This is a genomic window from Gordonia sp. PvP123, from assembly GCF_040547295.1.
Taxonomy (GTDB): domain Bacteria; phylum Actinomycetota; class Actinomycetes; order Mycobacteriales; family Mycobacteriaceae; genus Gordonia; species Gordonia terrae.
This window is the reverse complement of the sequence record NZ_JBEPPN010000008.1, coordinates 91,494-108,687: the sequence shown is the minus strand read 5'-3', so window position 1 is coordinate 108,687 and position 17,194 is coordinate 91,494. Positions and strand designations below refer to the sequence as shown.

The 17,194-nt window shown below is 66.5% G+C and carries 18 protein-coding genes; 17 read left to right on the top strand and 1 reads right to left on the bottom strand.

Annotated elements, in window-relative coordinates; genetic code table 11:
- The first annotated feature begins 87 nt into the window (after positions 1-87).
- The 10 genes from ABIC25_RS17180 (at position 88) to ABIC25_RS17135 (ending at position 10,560) form a co-directional block, all read left to right on the top strand.
- On the top strand, positions 88-945 hold the full coding sequence (locus ABIC25_RS17180) for a glycosyltransferase family 2 protein (protein WP_354562393.1): 858 nt from the start codon (positions 88-90) through the stop codon (positions 943-945).
- Positions 866-2,050: a glycosyltransferase family 4 protein gene (locus ABIC25_RS17175; protein ID WP_354562559.1), complete on the top strand. Its 1,185-nt coding sequence runs from the start codon at positions 866-868 to the stop codon at positions 2,048-2,050. Before ABIC25_RS17180 ends, ABIC25_RS17175 begins: the two co-directional genes overlap by 80 nt.
- Entirely contained in the window at positions 2,047-3,072 is a 1,026-nt protein-coding gene (locus tag ABIC25_RS17170; RefSeq protein ID WP_354562392.1) for an NAD-dependent epimerase/dehydratase family protein, read from the top strand. Before ABIC25_RS17175 ends, ABIC25_RS17170 begins: the two co-directional genes overlap by 4 nt.
- A 7-nt stretch (positions 3,073-3,079) precedes the next feature.
- A complete protein-coding gene (gene rfbF / locus ABIC25_RS17165; protein ID WP_239403615.1) occupies positions 3,080-3,847 on the top strand; it encodes a glucose-1-phosphate cytidylyltransferase in 768 nt (255 codons plus the stop codon).
- The gene (locus tag ABIC25_RS17160) at positions 3,844-5,025 is read left to right on the top strand and encodes a DegT/DnrJ/EryC1/StrS family aminotransferase (RefSeq protein ID WP_354562390.1); all 1,182 of its coding nucleotides are present in this window, start codon (positions 3,844-3,846) and stop codon (positions 5,023-5,025) included. The genes rfbF and ABIC25_RS17160 overlap by 4 nt, the downstream gene beginning before the upstream one ends.
- A gap of 105 nt (positions 5,026-5,130) precedes the next feature.
- Complete coding sequence (locus tag ABIC25_RS17155; protein WP_354562389.1) at positions 5,131-7,236, top strand: hypothetical protein; 2,106 nt, start codon at positions 5,131-5,133, stop codon at positions 7,234-7,236.
- Positions 7,233-7,427: a hypothetical protein gene (locus ABIC25_RS17150; protein WP_354562388.1), complete on the top strand. Its 195-nt coding sequence runs from the start codon at positions 7,233-7,235 to the stop codon at positions 7,425-7,427. The genes ABIC25_RS17155 and ABIC25_RS17150 overlap by 4 nt, the downstream gene beginning before the upstream one ends.
- Positions 7,424-8,257 (top strand): glycoside hydrolase family 16 protein, encoded by an 834-nt coding sequence (locus tag ABIC25_RS17145; RefSeq protein WP_354562387.1) that lies wholly within the window; start codon positions 7,424-7,426, stop codon positions 8,255-8,257. The genes ABIC25_RS17150 and ABIC25_RS17145 overlap by 4 nt, the downstream gene beginning before the upstream one ends.
- A gap of 24 nt (positions 8,258-8,281) precedes the next feature.
- Entirely contained in the window at positions 8,282-9,277 is a 996-nt protein-coding gene (locus ABIC25_RS17140; RefSeq protein ID WP_354562386.1) for a glycosyltransferase family 2 protein, read from the top strand.
- Positions 9,274-10,560: a polysaccharide biosynthesis protein gene (locus ABIC25_RS17135; RefSeq protein WP_354562385.1), complete on the top strand. Its 1,287-nt coding sequence runs from the start codon at positions 9,274-9,276 to the stop codon at positions 10,558-10,560. The genes ABIC25_RS17140 and ABIC25_RS17135 overlap by 4 nt, the downstream gene beginning before the upstream one ends.
- Here the strand turns inward: ABIC25_RS17135 and ABIC25_RS17130 are convergent.
- A complete protein-coding gene (locus tag ABIC25_RS17130) occupies positions 10,474-11,475 on the bottom strand; it encodes a sterol desaturase family protein (RefSeq protein ID WP_354562384.1) in 1,002 nt (333 codons plus the stop codon). The two genes, ABIC25_RS17135 and ABIC25_RS17130, sit on opposite strands and share 87 nt — an antisense overlap.
- Before the next feature lie 103 nt (positions 11,476-11,578).
- On the opposite strand from ABIC25_RS17130, the gene ABIC25_RS17125 reads away from it, so the two are divergent.
- The 7 genes from ABIC25_RS17125 to trxB all read left to right on the top strand — a co-directional run bounded on the left by ABIC25_RS17125 (position 11,579) and on the right by trxB (position 17,169).
- Positions 11,579-12,295 (top strand): TetR/AcrR family transcriptional regulator, encoded by a 717-nt coding sequence (locus tag ABIC25_RS17125; protein WP_354562382.1) that lies wholly within the window; start codon positions 11,579-11,581, stop codon positions 12,293-12,295.
- A 165-nt stretch (positions 12,296-12,460) separates the two neighbouring features.
- Entirely contained in the window at positions 12,461-13,318 is an 858-nt protein-coding gene (locus ABIC25_RS17120; protein ID WP_354562381.1) for an SH3-like domain-containing protein, read from the top strand.
- On the top strand, positions 13,315-14,031 hold the full coding sequence (scnC, locus tag ABIC25_RS17115) for a thiocyanate hydrolase subunit gamma (RefSeq protein ID WP_354562379.1): 717 nt from the start codon (positions 13,315-13,317) through the stop codon (positions 14,029-14,031). Before ABIC25_RS17120 ends, scnC begins: the two co-directional genes overlap by 4 nt.
- Before the next feature lie 4 nt (positions 14,032-14,035).
- Positions 14,036-14,404, top strand: a complete 369-nt coding sequence (locus ABIC25_RS17110) for a thiocyanate hydrolase (RefSeq protein ID WP_354562378.1) — start codon at positions 14,036-14,038, stop codon at positions 14,402-14,404.
- 97 nt (positions 14,405-14,501) lie between these two features.
- Positions 14,502-15,068, top strand: a complete 567-nt coding sequence (sigM, locus tag ABIC25_RS17105) for an RNA polymerase sigma factor SigM (RefSeq protein ID WP_004020981.1) — start codon at positions 14,502-14,504, stop codon at positions 15,066-15,068.
- Between the two features lie 147 nt (positions 15,069-15,215).
- Positions 15,216-16,010 (top strand): anti-sigma factor family protein, encoded by a 795-nt coding sequence (locus ABIC25_RS17100; RefSeq protein ID WP_354562377.1) that lies wholly within the window; start codon positions 15,216-15,218, stop codon positions 16,008-16,010.
- Between the two features lie 142 nt (positions 16,011-16,152).
- Positions 16,153-17,169: a thioredoxin-disulfide reductase gene (trxB, locus tag ABIC25_RS17095; protein ID WP_064571929.1), complete on the top strand. Its 1,017-nt coding sequence runs from the start codon at positions 16,153-16,155 to the stop codon at positions 17,167-17,169.
- Positions 17,170-17,194: the final 25 nt, after the last annotated feature.

The window sequence follows — 17,194 nt, the reverse complement described above, 5'->3', positions numbered from 1 at the left end:
GCGACCGCTCGACTCGCTAAGTCGATGCTTCCGGGGGGAAGTCTCGTCCTTGCACTGTGGTTGAACCGTGCGCGGGATCGGAACACAATGATCGAAACAGCCAATCACAGCAATGGGTCAGCAGCCCTTGCAGCACAGTCGGATACGCACCCCCGACTCATCGACCCGAAGCCGGGCGCACAACGAGAACGCGCTCGGCCGACGCAAACGGTGAGCCTCGTCATCCCGGTGCGGAACGAGGCGCGGAACATCGGCTGGGTCCTCGAGCAGATACCCGAACGCATCGACGAGATCATCCTCATCGACGGAAACTCAACCGACGCAACGGTTATCACCGCTCGCAGTTGCCGACCCGACATCAAGGTCGTTCAGCAGCAGGGCCCGGGCAAGGGAAGCGCGCTGCGAACCGGTTTCGCATCCGCGAGCGGCGACGTCATCGTCATGATGGACGCCGACGGAAGCATGGCGCCGCAGGAGATCACCCATTTCCTGCACTTCCTCGAGAACGGTTACGACTTCGTCAAGGGTTCGAGATTCATGGGCGGGGGCGGATCGCTCGACATCACCCGGTTCCGGCGCCTGGGCAACTACGGGCTGCTCGCCTTCTTCAACAGCCTCTACCGAACCGACTTGACCGATCTCTGCTACGGATTCTGCGCCTTCCACCGTCGATACCTCGACCTACTCGATCTCCAGGCCACTGGTTTCGAGATCGAAGCCGAGATGACGGTGCGCGCGGTGCAGGCAGGTCTTCGCATCGCCGAGGTTCCCAGCCTGGAAATGCCACGTCGCACAGGACATTCCAACCTCAATGCCATCACCGATGGTCGCCGGGTCCTCCGCACGGTGTGGCGAGCTCGACGTGATGAGGGTGTGTCCGCCTCCGGCGCGGCTGTTCGCGGTCCCGCGAGCGCCCATCCCGCGTCACACCACACCGCTTCGTGAGCGACCGACGACCATGACCGCCGAAGCCGCCGCCATCCGCGGACGCCGCATCGTCGTGCTGACCGACCGAATGAGTCCCGGTGGAGTGAGTCACTTCATTCTGCAGATCGCCACCCACTTCGCTCGCCAGGGCCACCGAGTCGACGTTATTTCCCTGGCGCCAGGGGAGTGGGATCACCGCCTCACCGAGTCAGGCATCCGGCGGCATCTTCTCATGTCCCCCAGCGCACTCCGAAGACTACGGTCGGCCGATGTGATCCACTGCCAGCAGCGATTTCTGGGGTTCGTCAGTACACTCCTCGGACGTCATTCGCGCACAATCGAACACGTTCACAACGTATTGACCGACCATCCGACGGCGTCCTACCGCACCCCGCGGATCGTCGCGGTGTCGGCGGCCATCCGGGAGTCACTTCTCGCCCATTACCCTCACCTGTCACCCCACCGGGTCTCGGTGGTGCACAACGGTGTACACAAATTACGCACCGCTCCGCCGGCCTACGAGGACCGGTCCTATGATTTCGTGAACGTGGCACGGTTCGACGAGCAGAAAGACCCGTTGCTCTTTCTCGAACTGGCCGAGGAACTCTCGAGGCGGCACACCGCGCTTCGGTGCCTGTGGATAGCGCCGGGCTCCGGACCCCTGCGGGACCGATTCCTGCACCGCCGGCGCGAACTCGGCCTCGAGCGCATCGTCGACCTGAGCATCGGCGACACCCACGCACAAACTCGCGCGCAGGTCGCGCAGTCTCGCGTCTTCCTTCTCACGTCGCAGTGGGAGGGGCTACCTCTGTCCGCTCTCGAGGCGCTGGCCAGCGGCACACCCGTGGCGACCACCCCGTGCGGCGAGATCACGCGCATCGTGTCGCAACGGTCCTGTGGTCTGGTGATCGACACCGAGGCGGCCGATCGTGCCGGCCCCCTCCTCGACGTCGTCGAGGACCGGTCTCGATGGGAACGGTTGTCGCAGCGGGCCTTCGAAGTCGCCGACGACTTCAGCGAGACCCGCATGACAACGCAGGTCGAACGTATCTACGCCGGCATCGACCCGGCATTCATCGAGGCTCCACGGGACCTCGACAACCAACCGACAGGAAGACGATGAAGGTACTCGTCACCGGACATCTCGGCTACATCGGCGCCGAGCTGGTCCCCATGCTGGTCGACACGGGACATGACGTGGTCGGGCTCGACACCGACTACTATCGTGACCGCGACTTCCGTACCGAGCCGATGGATGTACCGACGATCCACATGGACATTCGGGACGTGGAGCCGCGTCACCTGGCGGGTTTCGACGCGGTGGTACACCTGGCCGCACTCTCCAATGACCCGGTGAGTGAACTGAATCCGCAACTCACCTACGACATCAACCTCGATGCCAGCGTGGGACTCGCCCGTGCCGCGAAGGCCGCCGGCGTCGCACGCTTCGTCTTCTCGTCATCGTGCAGTCTGTACGGCAGCGGCTCCGACGGGGCATTGCGCGAGGACGCCGACATGGTCGCGGTGACCCCGTACGGTGAGTCCAAGGTCCGTGCTGAACAACAGATCCGGACACTCGCCGACGAGACCTTCTCGCCGACGTTCCTACGGAACGCCACGGCCTACGGTATCTCTCGCCGCCTTCGGACAGATGTCGTGGTCAACAACCTCGTCGGCCATGCGGTGACGTCCGGGCGGGTGCTGCTGATGAGCAACGGACAGGCCTGGCGCCCGCTGGTCCACGTGCGCGATATCGCGCACGCGATGCTCACCGTGCTCGGATCACCCACGGACGCAGTGCACAACGAGGTCTTCAACGTCGGCCGGACCACCGAGAACCATCAGATTCGCGACGTTGCGAAGATGGTCGCCGACATCGTGCCGAACTGCGAGGTGGCCTTCGCCGACGAGGTGAGCGCCGACATCCGCAATTACGTCGTCGACTTCACCAAGATCGAATCGGCACTCCCGGGTTACTCGCCGCAGTGGACCCTGGCCACGGGAATCGCGGAGATCTACGACGCCTACGTCGACGAGGGTTTGGATGCCGACCGATTCGGGGGGAACGACTTCGTCCGGCTCCGAGTCCTGCACGAGCTGCTCGAGCGCGACGCCCTCGACGGCGATCTCCGGTGGAAGGAGTGATCTCGAGATGAAGGCTGTGATCCTCGCCGGAGGCAGGGGTACTCGGATCAGTGAAGAATCCGTCGACCGCCCCAAACCCATGGTCGAGATCGGCGGGCGTCCGATCATCTGGCACATCATGCAGATCTATGCGGCGGCCGGTGTGACGGATTTCGTTGTGCTGCTGGGTTACAAGGGCTACATGATCAAGGAGTTCTTCGCCAACTACTTCTTGCACGCCAGCGATGTCACCGTGGATCTGGGTAGTGGGGCGATCGAGAATCTGTCGTCGAAGGGTGTGCCGTGGCGTGTCACCCTGCTCGACACCGGCCTCGACACCATGACAGGTGGGCGCCTCCTACGCGCTCGCGAGCACATCGGGAACGAGACCTTCTCGTTCACCTATGGTGATGGTGTCGCCGACATCGACATCCGAAAGGTGGTCGCGCATCACGAGATGTCGGGCAACATCGCGACCGTGACGGCGGTGCAGCCACCCGGACGCTTCGGCACCCTGGACGTCTCGTCACCGCAGACCAGGTTCGTGGAGAAACCGCAGGGTAGCAGCGGGTGGATCAATGGCGGCTTCTTCGTCTCCTCGCCGAAGATCCTCGACTACATCGCGGGCGACGCCACCCTGCTGGAGAAGGAACCACTCGAGACCCTCTCCGCCGAAGGCCAGTTGTCGGCGTACCAGCACCACGGGTTCTGGCGCGGCATGGACACCATCTGGGACAAGGTCTTCCTGAACGATCTGTGGGAACGCGGCGAGGCGCCTTGGAGGTGCTGGTCATGACCGCCACCACCACGACCGGACGAACGACCGTACCGGTGTACCGTCCCTATCTCGGCGAGGACGTCCAGCAGGCCGCAGTGGATGCCCTCGCGGCCGGATGGCTGGGTATGGGAGCCCTGAGCCGGGAGTTCGAGGAGTCCGTCGGGGACTTTCTCGAACTGTCCGAGGACCGGGTCGTGGCCACGAACTCGTGCACCGAGGCGCTCCACCTGGCCGCACAGTTGATCGGACTCGGTCCATCCGACGAGGTGATCTGTCCGGCTTTCACCTACGTGGCGGGCCATCAGGCCATCACGCGGACCGGCGCCGACGTGGTCTTCTGCGACATCGAGCCGCGGTTTCTGAACATCGATCCCCGGCGCGTTCGCGAACTCATCACGCCTCGGACCAAGGCGATCATGATCGTCGACTACCTCGGATTCCCCTGCGAGATGGACGAACTGATGGCCATCGCAGACGAGCACGGGCTTCGCGTCATCGAGGACGCGGCGCATGCCTTCGGCAGCTTCCGCGGGAGCCGTCGCGTCGGATCACACGGTGACATCACATGTTTCAGCTTCGGGCCGGTCAAGATGATCACCACGCTCGAAGGCGGGGCCATCATCACGTCGAATCCCGCCGACGTTCCGGTCCTTCGTGAACTCCGGCATCTCGGTATCGACTCGGACACCGATGCGCGCTATCGGAATCAGCGCAACTGGGATTTCGACGTCGTACGGCAGGGCTACCGGTGCCACCTCGGTTCGGTTCCGGCCGCCATCGGACTGTCGCAGCTGAGGCGCGTCGAGGAGTTCATCGCGAATCGTCAACGCTACTGCCGGTTGTACGACTCGGCATTCGCGGATCTCCCCGAGGTCGAGTTGTTCGACACGGATTGGACCGGAATAGCGCCGTACATCTATGTGATCCGGGCCGGTGGCCGCTCCGAGCGCGCCGCCCTCATCGATCATCTCAAGTCGCACGGGGTCGCCACCGGTATCCACTTCCAGGGCGCGCATCAGTTCAGCTACTACCGGGACAGCCGCCGTGGCGACCTCACCGTCACCGAGGCCGCTGCAGATCGCGTGCTGACGCTCCCGCTGCACTCCTACATGACCGAGGCCGATCTCGACCGGGTGGTCACCGCAGTGCGGTCGTTCTACGGTTCGACGGCCGGCGCGGTTCGAGCAAGCGGGTAGGCACGCGTGTCACACAGACTCGACGTCGAGACGCGGGCGATTCCGGACAGACCCTCCGCGAACCCGCCGGTCTCCGACTCGGCGGCCGGGATTGCACTGGCCTCCATGGCGGCCATCGCACTCTCGGCCGCCATCACGGTCCTCACCGCGTTCGGGGTGTCCGACCTGTTCCCGGAGGGTCTCCGCGCGGTGGTGGTCGTCGCCGTCACCCTGGTCCTTCCGGGTCTGCCGGTCGCGGGACTGTTGGCGTTGCCGCGCAACGGGCTTCTCCAAAGCGTCACGATCGCGCTGTCGCTGAGCACGACCATCATTCTCTCGTTGGCGTCACTCGTCGCGGATCTCTGGCATCCGCTTCTCCAACAAGGTCTCGTCCTGGCCATGTCCGCCGCCGCAACCGTCGTTCTCATCCGGACCCGATGCCCGAGATCGAACCTTCGCGCATGCTTCGCGGGCATCGAACCGGCAGTGCGAACCGCGGCTCGCGCCTGGGATCCGGCCACCGGGGCTCTACTCGTCGCCTCTGCGACCCTTCTTGCGGTTGCCATCACACGACTACGTCCCGAGCAGGCCGGTGTGTACGGGCTCGTGCCGATTCTCGGAATCCCTTATCTCGCGGGTCTCGCCACGCTCTGCGTCGCGCTGTTCCGGGAGTACCGGCGGCGCCGGCTGCACCGGGCCGGTCTGGCGACCGCCAATGTGCTGCTCGTGATGTACATGAGCATGACTGTCGCATGGGCAAGTGGCGCACCGCCGTTCCCGACCGCCTACGTTCACCGGTTCCTCACCAACTGGATCTCCGAGCTCGGCGCGCTGCCACCGGCGGTCGACGGCCGGATCAGCTGGAGCGGGTTCTTCGCGGGTGCGGGTCAGGTGATGACCGCGGGCGGTCTCGACGACAGTCTCGTCTTTCTCACCAGCGCATCATTGGTATTCGGTGTGCTGCTGATGTTTCCCCTGTATGCACTCGGCCACAGCCTCTCCGGGAGTGCGCGCGTGGGGTGGGCGACCATCACCATCTACATCTTGTTCAACTGGTATCAGCAGGATTACTTCGCGCCGCAGGCGGTCGCGATGCAGTTGTACGTGACGATCATGGCTGTCATGGTCTGGCAGTTGCAGACGGCGCCGTTGCCGTCCGTCGGATCGTGGCGGACCTGGCGACGGGTGCCGGGACGGCCCGCGGGCCGCGGACCGGGATTCCTCTACAGCATCGAGGCGGTGCTCCTCGTCCTGCTCGCCGCCATGGTGGTCACCCACCAGTTGACGCCGATGGTGACGATCGCTTCCCTGGCCGGCCTCGCGATCGTCGGGTCGACACGCCACAAACTGCTGTGGCTGGGCGGCCTCCTCCTGTTCACGGCGTGGTTCACCTTCGGGGCGAGCGGATACTGGCTCGGGCATCTCGACCAGATCCTCGGCGAGATCGGGGACGTCACGGCCAGTGTCAATTCCGGTCTCTCGGACCGGATCGCCGGAGATCCGGTGTACAGCAGGATGCAGTACCTCCGGATCGGCGGCACCCTGTTGCTGTTCGGGGTGGCCGTGCTCGGTTGGTTCCGCCTCCGCCGGAGTCGATTCCGGGCCCCGTTGACGGTGTTCTCGCTCGTCCCGTTCCTGTTGGTCGTGGTGCAGAGCTACGGCGGGGAGGTCGTCGTACGGTGTTTCCTCTATGCGTCGCCGGCGCTTGCCGCACTGGCCGCGTTGGCCGTGGTCGGCCTGGCGCGGCGCCTCGAGTCCTCCGCGCGCGCGCCGATCGCCGCCGTCGCCGCGGGCACGATCACACTCACCTTCCTGATCGCGCTACTCGGAGTCTCCAACCGCGGCCTCAACACCTCGTTCGAACAGTCTCGTCCGGAGACCGTGCGAGTCGCCGACGAGCTGGTCGCGCAAGCACCGGCATCGTCCATCGCCTACTGGGGCCAGGGCACGACCATCGGATTCCCGCGGGCCTACGACATCGGTGCATCGTGCATCGCCGACGATCGGGAGCTGGCCGAGTGCACCGCGGGTGAGGACATCGACTATCTGATCGTCACCGAACAGGACGAGAGACTCCTCCATTATCGGTACGGCATCGCACCGGCCGAGGTCGCCCGGCAGCTTGATCTCCTGGTGGTCCGTGACGGCTTCGTCTCGGCCTACGACGACGGTCAGGTCCACGTCCTCAAGCGCGCGGGCGCCCGCCACCTCGATCTGGGGACGGCGCCGTGATCGCCACGATCGTCCTCTTGCTCTCCGCCGCAGCGCTTCTCGTCGTCGCCACCGTCCGGCGCGAGCACCGCGTGGATGCTCACGGAGGCACCGCATCCGATCCGGCCTCGCGATCCGTCACCGTCGCCGCCCTCCTGACGTCGGGGATCGCGGCCGCCTCGGCGCTGCTCTACATGGTGGATCGACTGTGACACGGAACCCGGCCGGCATCGTTCGGCGTACCGTCCTACAGCTGCTCGCGTTGGTTCTGCTCGCGCCACTGGCCGCGTGCGGGGACTCTCCCGCGCGTGGCGTACCCCGCGGGGACCTGCCCGGTTGGAAGCAGGTCTTCTTCGACGACTTCGATCGCGATGCCCCAGTGGGGAGCTGGGCCAACGAATGCTCTCCCTACGACGTGGCGTACACCGGCGCGCAGGGTCAGCGGTGGTTGACCTACCCGCGCTGCTACCTGGACACCTTCGACCGTCGCCCCTACCGTGCGGACGAGGTGCTCAGCGTGAGCGACGGTCGGCTCGTCTTCGACCTACACAATGTCGACGGCGTCCCGGCGGGCGCCAATCCATCTCCCGTGCTGGACACCGGCAGCCAGTATCAGACCTACGGGCGGTACTCCGTCCGCATGCGGGTCGACAAGCCCGACCTCGACGAGTACTACGTCGCCTGGCTCCTGTGGCCGCAATCGGAGCAGTGGCCGCGCGACGGCGAACTCGACTTCCCCGAAGGATGGTTGTCGAGAACGGTTGGCGGTTACCAGCATTTCGCCGGCGAGGGTGCGTGCGACGGATGCAAGATCCAGTCCCGGGACATCGGCGCGAGATTCACCGACTGGCACACCTACACGATCGAGTGGACGCCGGGGCGGGTGCGCTATCTACTCGACGACACCGTCGTCCTGGACAGCACCCAGTGGGTACCGACGACCCCGATGCGTTGGCAGCTGCAGACCGAGACCAGGGGTGACGGGGACAGTCGCGGCCGGTTGCTCGTGGACTGGGCTGCGGTGTGGTCGTACGACAGGTGACCGGCCCGAGAAGGAGGGAGTCCCATGGAGGTTCATGAGCTCGACAGGTTGTCGGTGGTGATCTGTGCGTACACCACCGACCGATGGGCCGCTCTGATGTCGTCGATCAACGCCGTCGAACGCCAACTCACCGTCGACGACGAACTCATCGTGGTGATCGATCACAACGACGAGCTGCTCGAGCTGGCGACTCGCGAGTTCGCCTCGTCTCTCAAACCTCTGATCTGGGTGGTGGCCAACGACGAACGGCGTGGTCTCTCCGGCGCCCGGAACTGCGGCATCCGTCTCGCATCCGGTCAGATCGTGGCGTTCGTCGACGACGACGCCACCGTGGAACCCCACTGGCGACAGCGACTCACTGCGCACTTCACCGATCCCGACCTCGCGGCGGTCGGCGGATACGCCGATCCCGTGTGGCCCGAGTCCCGGCCCAGATGGTTTCCCCCGGAGAGTGATTGGATCGTCGGGTGCAGCTACACGGGCTTGCCGACCACGTCGGCGCGGGTTCGCAATCTGATGGGATGCAACATGTCGTTCCGCCGCCGGTTGCTGGTCGAGGTCGGCGGATTCGACACCGACCTCGGCCGGATCGGCACCCATCCGGTGGGTTGCGAGGAAACCGAGCTGTGCATCCGCATCTCCCGTCATGACCCGGCTGCGAAGATCACCTTCGACCCCGACATCCGGGTACGTCACCACGTGAGCCCCGACCGGACCACCGTCCGGTACGTGCTGCGGCGCTCATTCGGAGAAGGCTTGTCGAAGCGACAGATCAGCAGGCTCGTCGGCTCTGGCGCTGCCACGAGGACGGAGCGTTCTTATCTGACCGTCACGGTGCCGTCGGCGATGATGCGGTACCTGCGCGACAGCCTGTCACCCGGTAGGCGCAACGCCGTACCCGGAGGACTCGGTCGTTGTGTCGCGCTGGGTGCATCGGTGCTTGCTGCGGGGCTCGGTTACTCGTTCGCGACGGTAACCGAGATGCGCAACGGTCTCCGTGAACCGAGGTCGGACACATGAGCGTGGCGAGCAAGCCCGCGGTCCTCGGTTCCCGGGCGCTCACCCTGGACTCCGTTGCCGTGGTGGCGACCTTCTTCGTCACGGCCGGGGCCGGGATGCTCTTCTGGGTGGTTGCCGCACGAGTGATCCCGCCACACGAGCTCGGCATCCAGACCGCTCTCATCTCCCTCGTCACGGCGATCGGCACCGTGACCGCGTACGGCGTCGGAAGTGCCTTCAAGGCAATGCTGTCCACGCCCGACTGTCCCCGCCGTGCGCGTCTCATCGAGGGCCTGAGCATAACCGTCGGTGCCGCTTGTGTTCTCGGCGTGATCGGTGGGCTGGTGGCGGATGATCTGGTCACCGATCGCGTGCAGAGCGTACTGCTGGTCTCCGTCGGATCCGTCGTCATGGCGCTGTTCGTCCTCAAGGACTCCGCACTGATAGGGCTGCACGCAACCCGATGGCTCCCGGTCGTCAACGTGATGTCGGTGTCCCTCAAGGTGGTCCTGGTCTGCGCCCTGGCGGGTGTCGTCTCCATCGCCGCGGTGTGGGCGACGATCGTGCCCGCCGCGCTCAGCGCCCTCGCGGTGTTCGTTCTCCTCGTGCCGCGAATTCTGCGCCGCCGCGAGACCCGCCCGGACCGGGACCGTGTCGCCGCGTCGGACAGCACGCGGTTGCGTACGTTCGCTCTCCGCGACGGCGTCGCGAGCACGACATCCTTCGGACTCATTCTCGCCCTGCCGTTTCTCACGACGAGCGTCGCCGGGCCCGTCCCCGGTGCAACGCTTGCGTTGGCTCTCGCGGTGGCTCAGGTGCTCGACTTCGTCCCCGACGGTATCGGTGCGGCGCTCACCGCACATCTGGCCCGCGAGCCGATGGGACTCACCGGGCAGATCCGCAGGATCTGGACGATCTCGCAATGCCTCGTCGCCGCAGGCGCGGTACTGTTGGTGGCCGCGTCGCCGCTCATCGGGAAGATCTTCGGCGCGGCCTATTCGAGCCCCGAGTTCTCGGCCACACTGTGCCTGCTCGCGATCGCCTCGGTTCTCCGCGTCCCGTACTCCATCTGGATGTCGGTGTTGCGAGCAGCGATGGACACCAAGACGATCCTGCGGAGCAACGCGGCGGTGTTCGCCGTCACCTTCCCGATCACACTGGCACTGGCCGGGATCTGGGACAGCGCGGGCGCTGCCCTGGGTCTGGTGATCAGCTCGCTACTGCTGAGTGCGGTCGGCATCCGGGATCTGCGACGCCGATGGTTGACGACCGGGCAGACACTGGGCCGCAACGACATCGGGTGACCGACGCGGCGTCCATCCCGGAGGTCCGAAAACGTAGCCGAGGCGGGAGCGCCACGATGACGCCGCGCGGACGTCACGCGCGATCGCCGCGTACTCGTGCGTCTGCAGACGCACGATGTTGTAGGTGTCCACCGGCTTGGTCAGTCCGTAGCGGGGGCGTCGGACCTCCGGTGCGAATGTGCCGAACATCCGGTCCCACACGATGAAGACGCCACCGTAGTTGCGGTCGAGGTATTCGGGGTCGCATCCATGGTGCACGCGATGATGCGACGGTGTGTTGAATACGAATTCGAACGGCGCCCAGAGTCTTCCGATCCGCTCGGTGTGAATCCAGAACTGGTAAACCAGGTTCAGCGAGTAGGCGGCGAACACCAGCGCGGGCGGGACGCCGAGCAGGGGGAGCGGTATCCACATCACCACCGCGGCACTGATGTTCCATTTCTGCCGGAGTGCCGTGGCGAAATTGAAGTACTCGCTGGAGTGGTGGGCCTGGTGGGTCGCCCACACCAGGCGGACCCGATGCGAGACGCGATGGCTCCAGTAGAAGAGGAAGTCGACACCGACGAACGCGATCACCCACGTGTACCACTCGTCGGCGGGGAGTTGCCACGGCGCGACGTAGGCGAACAGCGCGCTGTACAGGAGTAGTCCCAGGAACTTCCAGAAGGTGCTGGTCGCGATCGACACCAGACCCATCGACACGCTGGAGCGTGCGTCCCGGGCGTCGTAGGCGCCCGGCGGTGCTTGCGCGGGACGCCCGGAGGGGTCCGAGTCGGCCGCTCCATCCGCGGTCAGCGCGTGTTCGTCGTGCTCCAGTTTGGCCGCGGCGAACCATTCGATGGCGAGCAGGGTGACGAAGAACGGGATCGCGAGCACGGTCGGCTCGCGCATCGGCTCCGGCAAGAACTCCAACACGGTGTACCCCTCACGACATCATCTGACACGAAGCCGTGTCAGTTGGTTCTGACAAGGTATCGTGTCAGAAGCAGGGCTGTAAAGACCCCGGGAGGGAGATCGCGTGGCGTCCGTGCCGAAGCCGACCCCATCGACATCGGAGAATCCGCCCGGACGCCGCTATGGCGGTGTCGACCCGGCGCAGCGCAGGGAACGACGCCGGGCCGCACTCATCACCGCCGGACTCGACGTGTTCGGCACCGACGGATACGCGAAGGTCTCGGTCAAGAGCATCTGCGACCAGGCCGGCCTGACGCAGCGTTACTTCTACGAGTCGTTCGCCGACCGCGCCGCACTGCTCGTCGCCGTGTACGACGACTGTGTGGCCTTCGTCCGTGCGGCGACCGTGCAGGCCGCCGCCGACATCGCCGAGGCCGACCCCGAACGGTTGGAGGCCGCCGAAGGTGTTGCCGCCGATCGTGTTCCGGACGTCACTCGTGCCGCCCTGGGCGCCTTCATGTCCTGCCTCGCCGACGATCCCCGACGCGCACGGGTGATGCTCGTCGAAGTGGTCGGTGTGTCCCCGGAGATCGAGCGGGTCCGGATGCGCGCGATCCACGACTGGGCGGCACTCATCCTGGCGCTGGCCCGCGGCGCGCGACCGCCGACGGACCGCGAGCGCCTGGCGTCGGTGGGCCTCGTCGGAGCGGTCACCCAGCTGCTCGTCGACTGGTACGTCGCCGGCGCGGAGGACGCCGACACGGAGCGGTACGCGCTCGACGAGATCCTCGACGTGTGCGTCGAGCTCTTCGTCGCCGCCTACGGCCGACTCCTGACCTGACGGCCGACTCCTGACCTGACCCGTCGCGGCTCGCTTCGCCCAGTACTCGTGAGCTGAGGAGGGTCAGCGAGCCGTTGGCGAAAACGCTCCGAGAACCGGTTGCCGGGGAGTACATTCTCGTGCAACTGCGCTACAACCGTCGGACGTGGGTCCGGGAGGTGTCCGGTGAGCACTGCCGAAGAACGTGCGAGACAGCTCGACCTTGTTGCGCGACTTCACTCCTCGTATCCCGAGCTGCCGGACGCGCCGACACCCGATCTCCTCGATCACAGCCGGTTCGTCGCCTACATGAAGCCGGTGCATGACGTCGGCGGCGAACCCGACGCTCCGATCACCTACGAGGGCAAGGCGTACGAGGAGTGGGAGCACATGACGTACGTCATGTGCGAAGTCCTCGCCTGGCGCGGGATCTGGCTGTCCGAGGAGCGTCGTCGGATCGGCAACGTCGATGTGGGGCGTGCGATCTACCTCGGTATTCCGTACTACGGGCGCTGGTTGCTCGCCGTCGCCAGGATTCTCGTCGAGAAGCACCACATCGCACTCGGTGAGCTCAGCGAGCGCATGCTCGACGTCCGGCAACGATACGCCGGGGGACTGGACGGTCGGCGCCTCGAGGCCCGACCCCGCGGCGTCGGAGACGGATCCGACGTTCCGCGGAACACCCATCATCGTCACGCGGTCGGGGTCGGCGACCCGCAGATCTACGCCGGCCGGGCCGGCGACGCCGCATTCCGGATCGGCGACCGCGTCCGAGTGCGCGAACTCCCCGTCCTCTTGTACACGCGGACACCGGAATACGTTCGAGGCGCAATCGGCGAGATCGCCGCCGTCGCATACGAGAGCCCGGCGCCCGAGGACGAGACCTGGGGTCTGTCCGATGCCCAGCCGGAATGGTTCTACGTGGTCCGGTTCCCCATGGGCGACCTCTGGCACGGCTACACCGGACCCGCAGACGACACCCTGCAGACCGAGATCCCCGAGCGCTGGCTCGCCTCGGCCGGGGGAGAGGACGAACGCCGATGAGCGACGGCCACGGCACGCACGACCACGACCACGACCGCACGGTCAAACCGATGGTCGACGAGATCACCGACTTCGAGGTGCTCGAGATCGCACTGCGCGAACTGTGCATCGAGAAGGGCCTTTTCACCGCCGAGGAACACCGCCGCTTCACCGAGTTCGCGGAGCAGATCGGGCCGACCCCCGCCGCCACACTGGTCGCGCGAGCCTGGCTCGACCCGGATTTCGCGGAGCTGGCGCTCGACGATCCCATGGCGGCCAGCAAGGAGGTCGGCGTCGATTGGCTGGAGCCGACCGGGTTCGGAACCCCGAGCGACTTCACGGCTTTCGAGATCCTCGCCGACACACCCACGGTGCACCACGTGATCGTGTGTGCGCTGTGCTCGTGCTACCCACGTCCCATCCTGGGGAATTCCCCCGAGTGGTACCGCACCCCGAATTACCGTCGTCGCATGGTGCGGTGGCCCCGACAAGTCCTGTCCGAGTTCGGCCTTCAGCTCCCCGACGGCATCTCGGTACGCGTGCAGGACTCCAATCAGAAGCATCGGTTCATGGTGATGCCGCAACGCCCCGAGGGTACCGACGGGTGGACCGAGCAGCAGTTGTCGGAGATCATCACCCGCGACTGCCTCATCGGCGTCGCGCTGCCCAAGCCGGGTGTCACCACCAATGCCGTCTCCACCATCCGGCCGGCCGTCCACCCGGCGGGGGAGTAGGCCGATGACCGACGAGGGGAACTCCGGGTCCCACCGGCCGCTCGACGAGATCGTCGAGCGCAACCAGGTGTGGCACCGGATGGCGGCGAAATACGGTGTCGAGAACCCGGTTCCACCGTGGAAGACCAGCCTCGACGGGCTCTGCGACGCCCTCGATCGGGTCGCCGACTCCTCGTCCGTCCGCGCGGATACTCCCGGCGTCGTCGAACGACGGGACGAGGAGGACCGGTTGTCGTCGACGATCTACGCCGAGCTGCCGTACCCCGAGAACCAGCTCGTGGCACTGGCGCACACCCTGCTGGACCGCGGTGTCATCGACGAGGGGGAGTTGCGGACCCAGATGGACGCGGTGCGCGCACGCCTGCAGTCCTGACCCGTCCCGCCTGAGGACTAATCCACTTCGCTCCGGCAGCTGTGCACAGACGTCGCTTCATCGGATGACCCGGTCCGGGCTCCATTACTCTCAGCCCATGCCCGGGGGGAACGACGCGATCGACACGCGTACCGACGAGCAACTCCTGCACGCCCACCTCGCCGGTGATCCACACGCGTTCACCGACCTGATCAACCGCCACCTCGAGTACCTGTGGTCGGTGGCGTTGCGGGCCAGCCAGAATCCGGAGGACGCCGCCGACGCCCTGCAAGATGCCCTGTTCGCCGCTCACCGGACCGCGCAGGACTTCCGGTCCGACGCCAAGGTCACCAGCTGGCTGCATCGGATCGTCGTGAACGCCGGTCTGGATCGCATCCGGCGCAACAAGGTTCGCAGGACGGTGCCCCTGCCGGAGTGGGATGTCACGGCGATCGCCGACACCGCCGACGAGCTCGCCGCCGTCGACCTGTCGGTATCGATCGGGCGCGCCCTCGACGTCCTCACCGACGGACAGCGAGCGGCCATCGTCGCGGTCGACATCGAGGGATACACAGTCGCGGAGGCGGCGACGATCCTCGGCGTCGCCGAGGGCACGATCAAGAGCAGATGCGCCCGCGGGCGCCTCAAGCTCGCGCAGGTGCTCGGCCATCTGCGTGACGGGTGAGCGGAGCCCGCGGGGTGGCGCCGACCCGTTCCCGGCCGATCGCGATCACCGGGAACCGAATCGCAGCGGGGCGCGTCCAAGTATCCGACGCCGACCCGACGCGAACTCCACGAACGCCCGCGACCCCGGAAATGGAAGACTGACACCATGACCCCTCGGGGACCAGATGACCACGAGACGAGTGATCTACCCGATCCGCCGTACTCGGCAGACCTTCTCGCCGACTTCCACGCAGGTGCGCTGCCCGACCCGGTGGCTGCCCACATCCGTGCTCATCTCGCGGAAGATCCTGCAGCGCAGTCGATTCTGGACGCGCTGGATCGCACCGTCGGCGATCTGCGCTCCGCGGAAGCGGCGCGGGAACCCGTACCCGCCCGTGTGCGCGACGACGTTGCCGCCACTCTCACCGCGCTGGGAGCGAATCCCGCCGAGCCCTCGATCCGACAGCCCGGGGGATTCCATACCGGGTCTCAGCCCGTGGCATCTGCGCCCGTCGACATCACCACCGCACGCCGAGGGCGCCGCACGGCCACCCGGCTCCTGCTGGCCGCAGCCGCGGTCGTCGTCGTGGCGGCCGGGTCGATCGGGGTGTCGCGACTGATCTCCGCGTCCGACTCGTCTCCCGGACCGGCACCTCGAGCCCAGTCGTCGGCCCCAGCCCCGACCGGGCCCGCCGATGCCGCGGTCGCACTCACCGTTCTCGGCCGGACCGACGGAGCACCATTCGGCTCCGTCGAGGCACTCCGTCGCTGCACCGCCGCCCACCTCGTGCCGACGACTGTCGTGATCGTCGGCTCCGGCCGCATCGTCGTCGACGGCTCCGGCGCGGCGGCGATCCTTCTCTCCACCGGGGTGGCGGGACGTTTCGACGCACTGATCGTCGGCCTCGACTGCGACCTGGGGAACCCGTCGCTGATCTCGCGGGGCATCGTCGGCGGGTGACCGAGGCGTCCCCCGCCCGCCGGCGGCCGACGGGCCGGACGCGCGGCACATCCGAGGGAACATCTCCGCATACCCTGGTGTTGAAGCAGCCGTGACCCGCCGGGATGGACGGGTCTCGCTAAACCCACAGCACGGAGGACAAGTGAGCCAGCCAGAGACCCAGCAGATCCACGAGTTGATCATCATCGGATCTGGTCCTGCCGGGTACACCGCAGCGATCTACGCCGCGCGCGCCGAGCTATCACCCATCGTCTTCGAGGGCACCCAGTTCGGTGGCGCTCTGATGACGACCACCGAGGTCGAGAACTTCCCCGGTTTCCAGACCGGTATCCAGGGTCCCGCGTTGATGGACGAGATGCGTGAGCAGGCGATCCGTTTCGGCGCTGACCTGCGCATGGAGGACGTGGACACGGTCCGGCTGTCCGGCCGCGTCAAGGAGGTCGAGGTCGGCGGCGAGGTCTACCGGGCCCGCGCGATCATCCTCGCCATGGGTGCCGCGGCACGCTACCTCGGCGTCGAGGGCGAGCAGCAGCTCCTCGGGCGCGGAGTGTCGGCCTGTGCGACCTGTGACGGATTCTTCTTCAAGGACCAGGACATCGCCGTCATCGGCGGTGGCGACTCCGCGATGGAAGAGGCCACCTTCCTCACCAAGTTCGCACGCAGCGTCACGCTGGTCCACCGCCGCGACGAGTTCCGGGCGTCGAAGATCATGCTCGAGCGCGCCCGCGCCAACGACAAGATCCGATTCGTCACGAACGCCGCCGTGCACTCCGTCGTCGGCGACGGGTCGGTGTCGGGCCTGAAGGTCGAGGACACCCGGACCGGCGAGGTCAGCACTCTCGACGTGACCGGCATGTTCGTCGCGATCGGCCACGACCCGCGCAGCGAACTCGTCCGCGGGCAGGTCGACCTCGATCCCGAGGGCTACGTCCTGGTCCAGGGACGCACGACACTCACCTCGGTGCCCGGTGTGTTCGCGGCGGGTGACCTCGTCGACCACACGTACCGTCAGGCCATCACCGCCGCCGGTAGCGGCTGTTCGGCCGCCATCGACGCCGAGCGCTGGCTGGCCGAGCAGGGCGAAGCCGCCGACCTCACCGTCGATGACGCCGAAGCTGCCACCGTTTCCGAGATCGACGCTGTTCAGGCACCTGCCTGAGCCGTCAACCACATTCACCCGGGCC

Coding starts and splice junctions, on each gene's coding strand:
- ABIC25_RS17170 (WP_354562392.1), top strand. CDS start 2,047: ATGAAGGTACTCGTCACCGGACATCTCGGCTACATCGGCGCCGAGCTG.
- sigM (WP_004020981.1), top strand. CDS start 14,502: ATGCCCGGGGGGAACGACGCGATCGACACGCGTACCGACGAGCAACTC.
- ABIC25_RS17160 (WP_354562390.1), top strand. CDS start 3,844: ATGACCGCCACCACCACGACCGGACGAACGACCGTACCGGTGTACCGT.
- scnC (WP_354562379.1), top strand. CDS start 13,315: ATGAGCGACGGCCACGGCACGCACGACCACGACCACGACCGCACGGTC.
- ABIC25_RS17110 (WP_354562378.1), top strand. CDS start 14,036: ATGACCGACGAGGGGAACTCCGGGTCCCACCGGCCGCTCGACGAGATC.
- ABIC25_RS17175 (WP_354562559.1), top strand. CDS start 866: ATGAGGGTGTGTCCGCCTCCGGCGCGGCTGTTCGCGGTCCCGCGAGCG.
- rfbF (WP_239403615.1), top strand. CDS start 3,080: ATGAAGGCTGTGATCCTCGCCGGAGGCAGGGGTACTCGGATCAGTGAA.
- ABIC25_RS17140 (WP_354562386.1), top strand. CDS start 8,282: ATGGAGGTTCATGAGCTCGACAGGTTGTCGGTGGTGATCTGTGCGTAC.
- ABIC25_RS17135 (WP_354562385.1), top strand. CDS start 9,274: ATGAGCGTGGCGAGCAAGCCCGCGGTCCTCGGTTCCCGGGCGCTCACC.
- ABIC25_RS17155 (WP_354562389.1), top strand. CDS start 5,131: ATGGCGGCCATCGCACTCTCGGCCGCCATCACGGTCCTCACCGCGTTC.
- ABIC25_RS17180 (WP_354562393.1), top strand. CDS start 88: ATGATCGAAACAGCCAATCACAGCAATGGGTCAGCAGCCCTTGCAGCA.
- ABIC25_RS17100 (WP_354562377.1), top strand. CDS start 15,216: ATGACCCCTCGGGGACCAGATGACCACGAGACGAGTGATCTACCCGAT.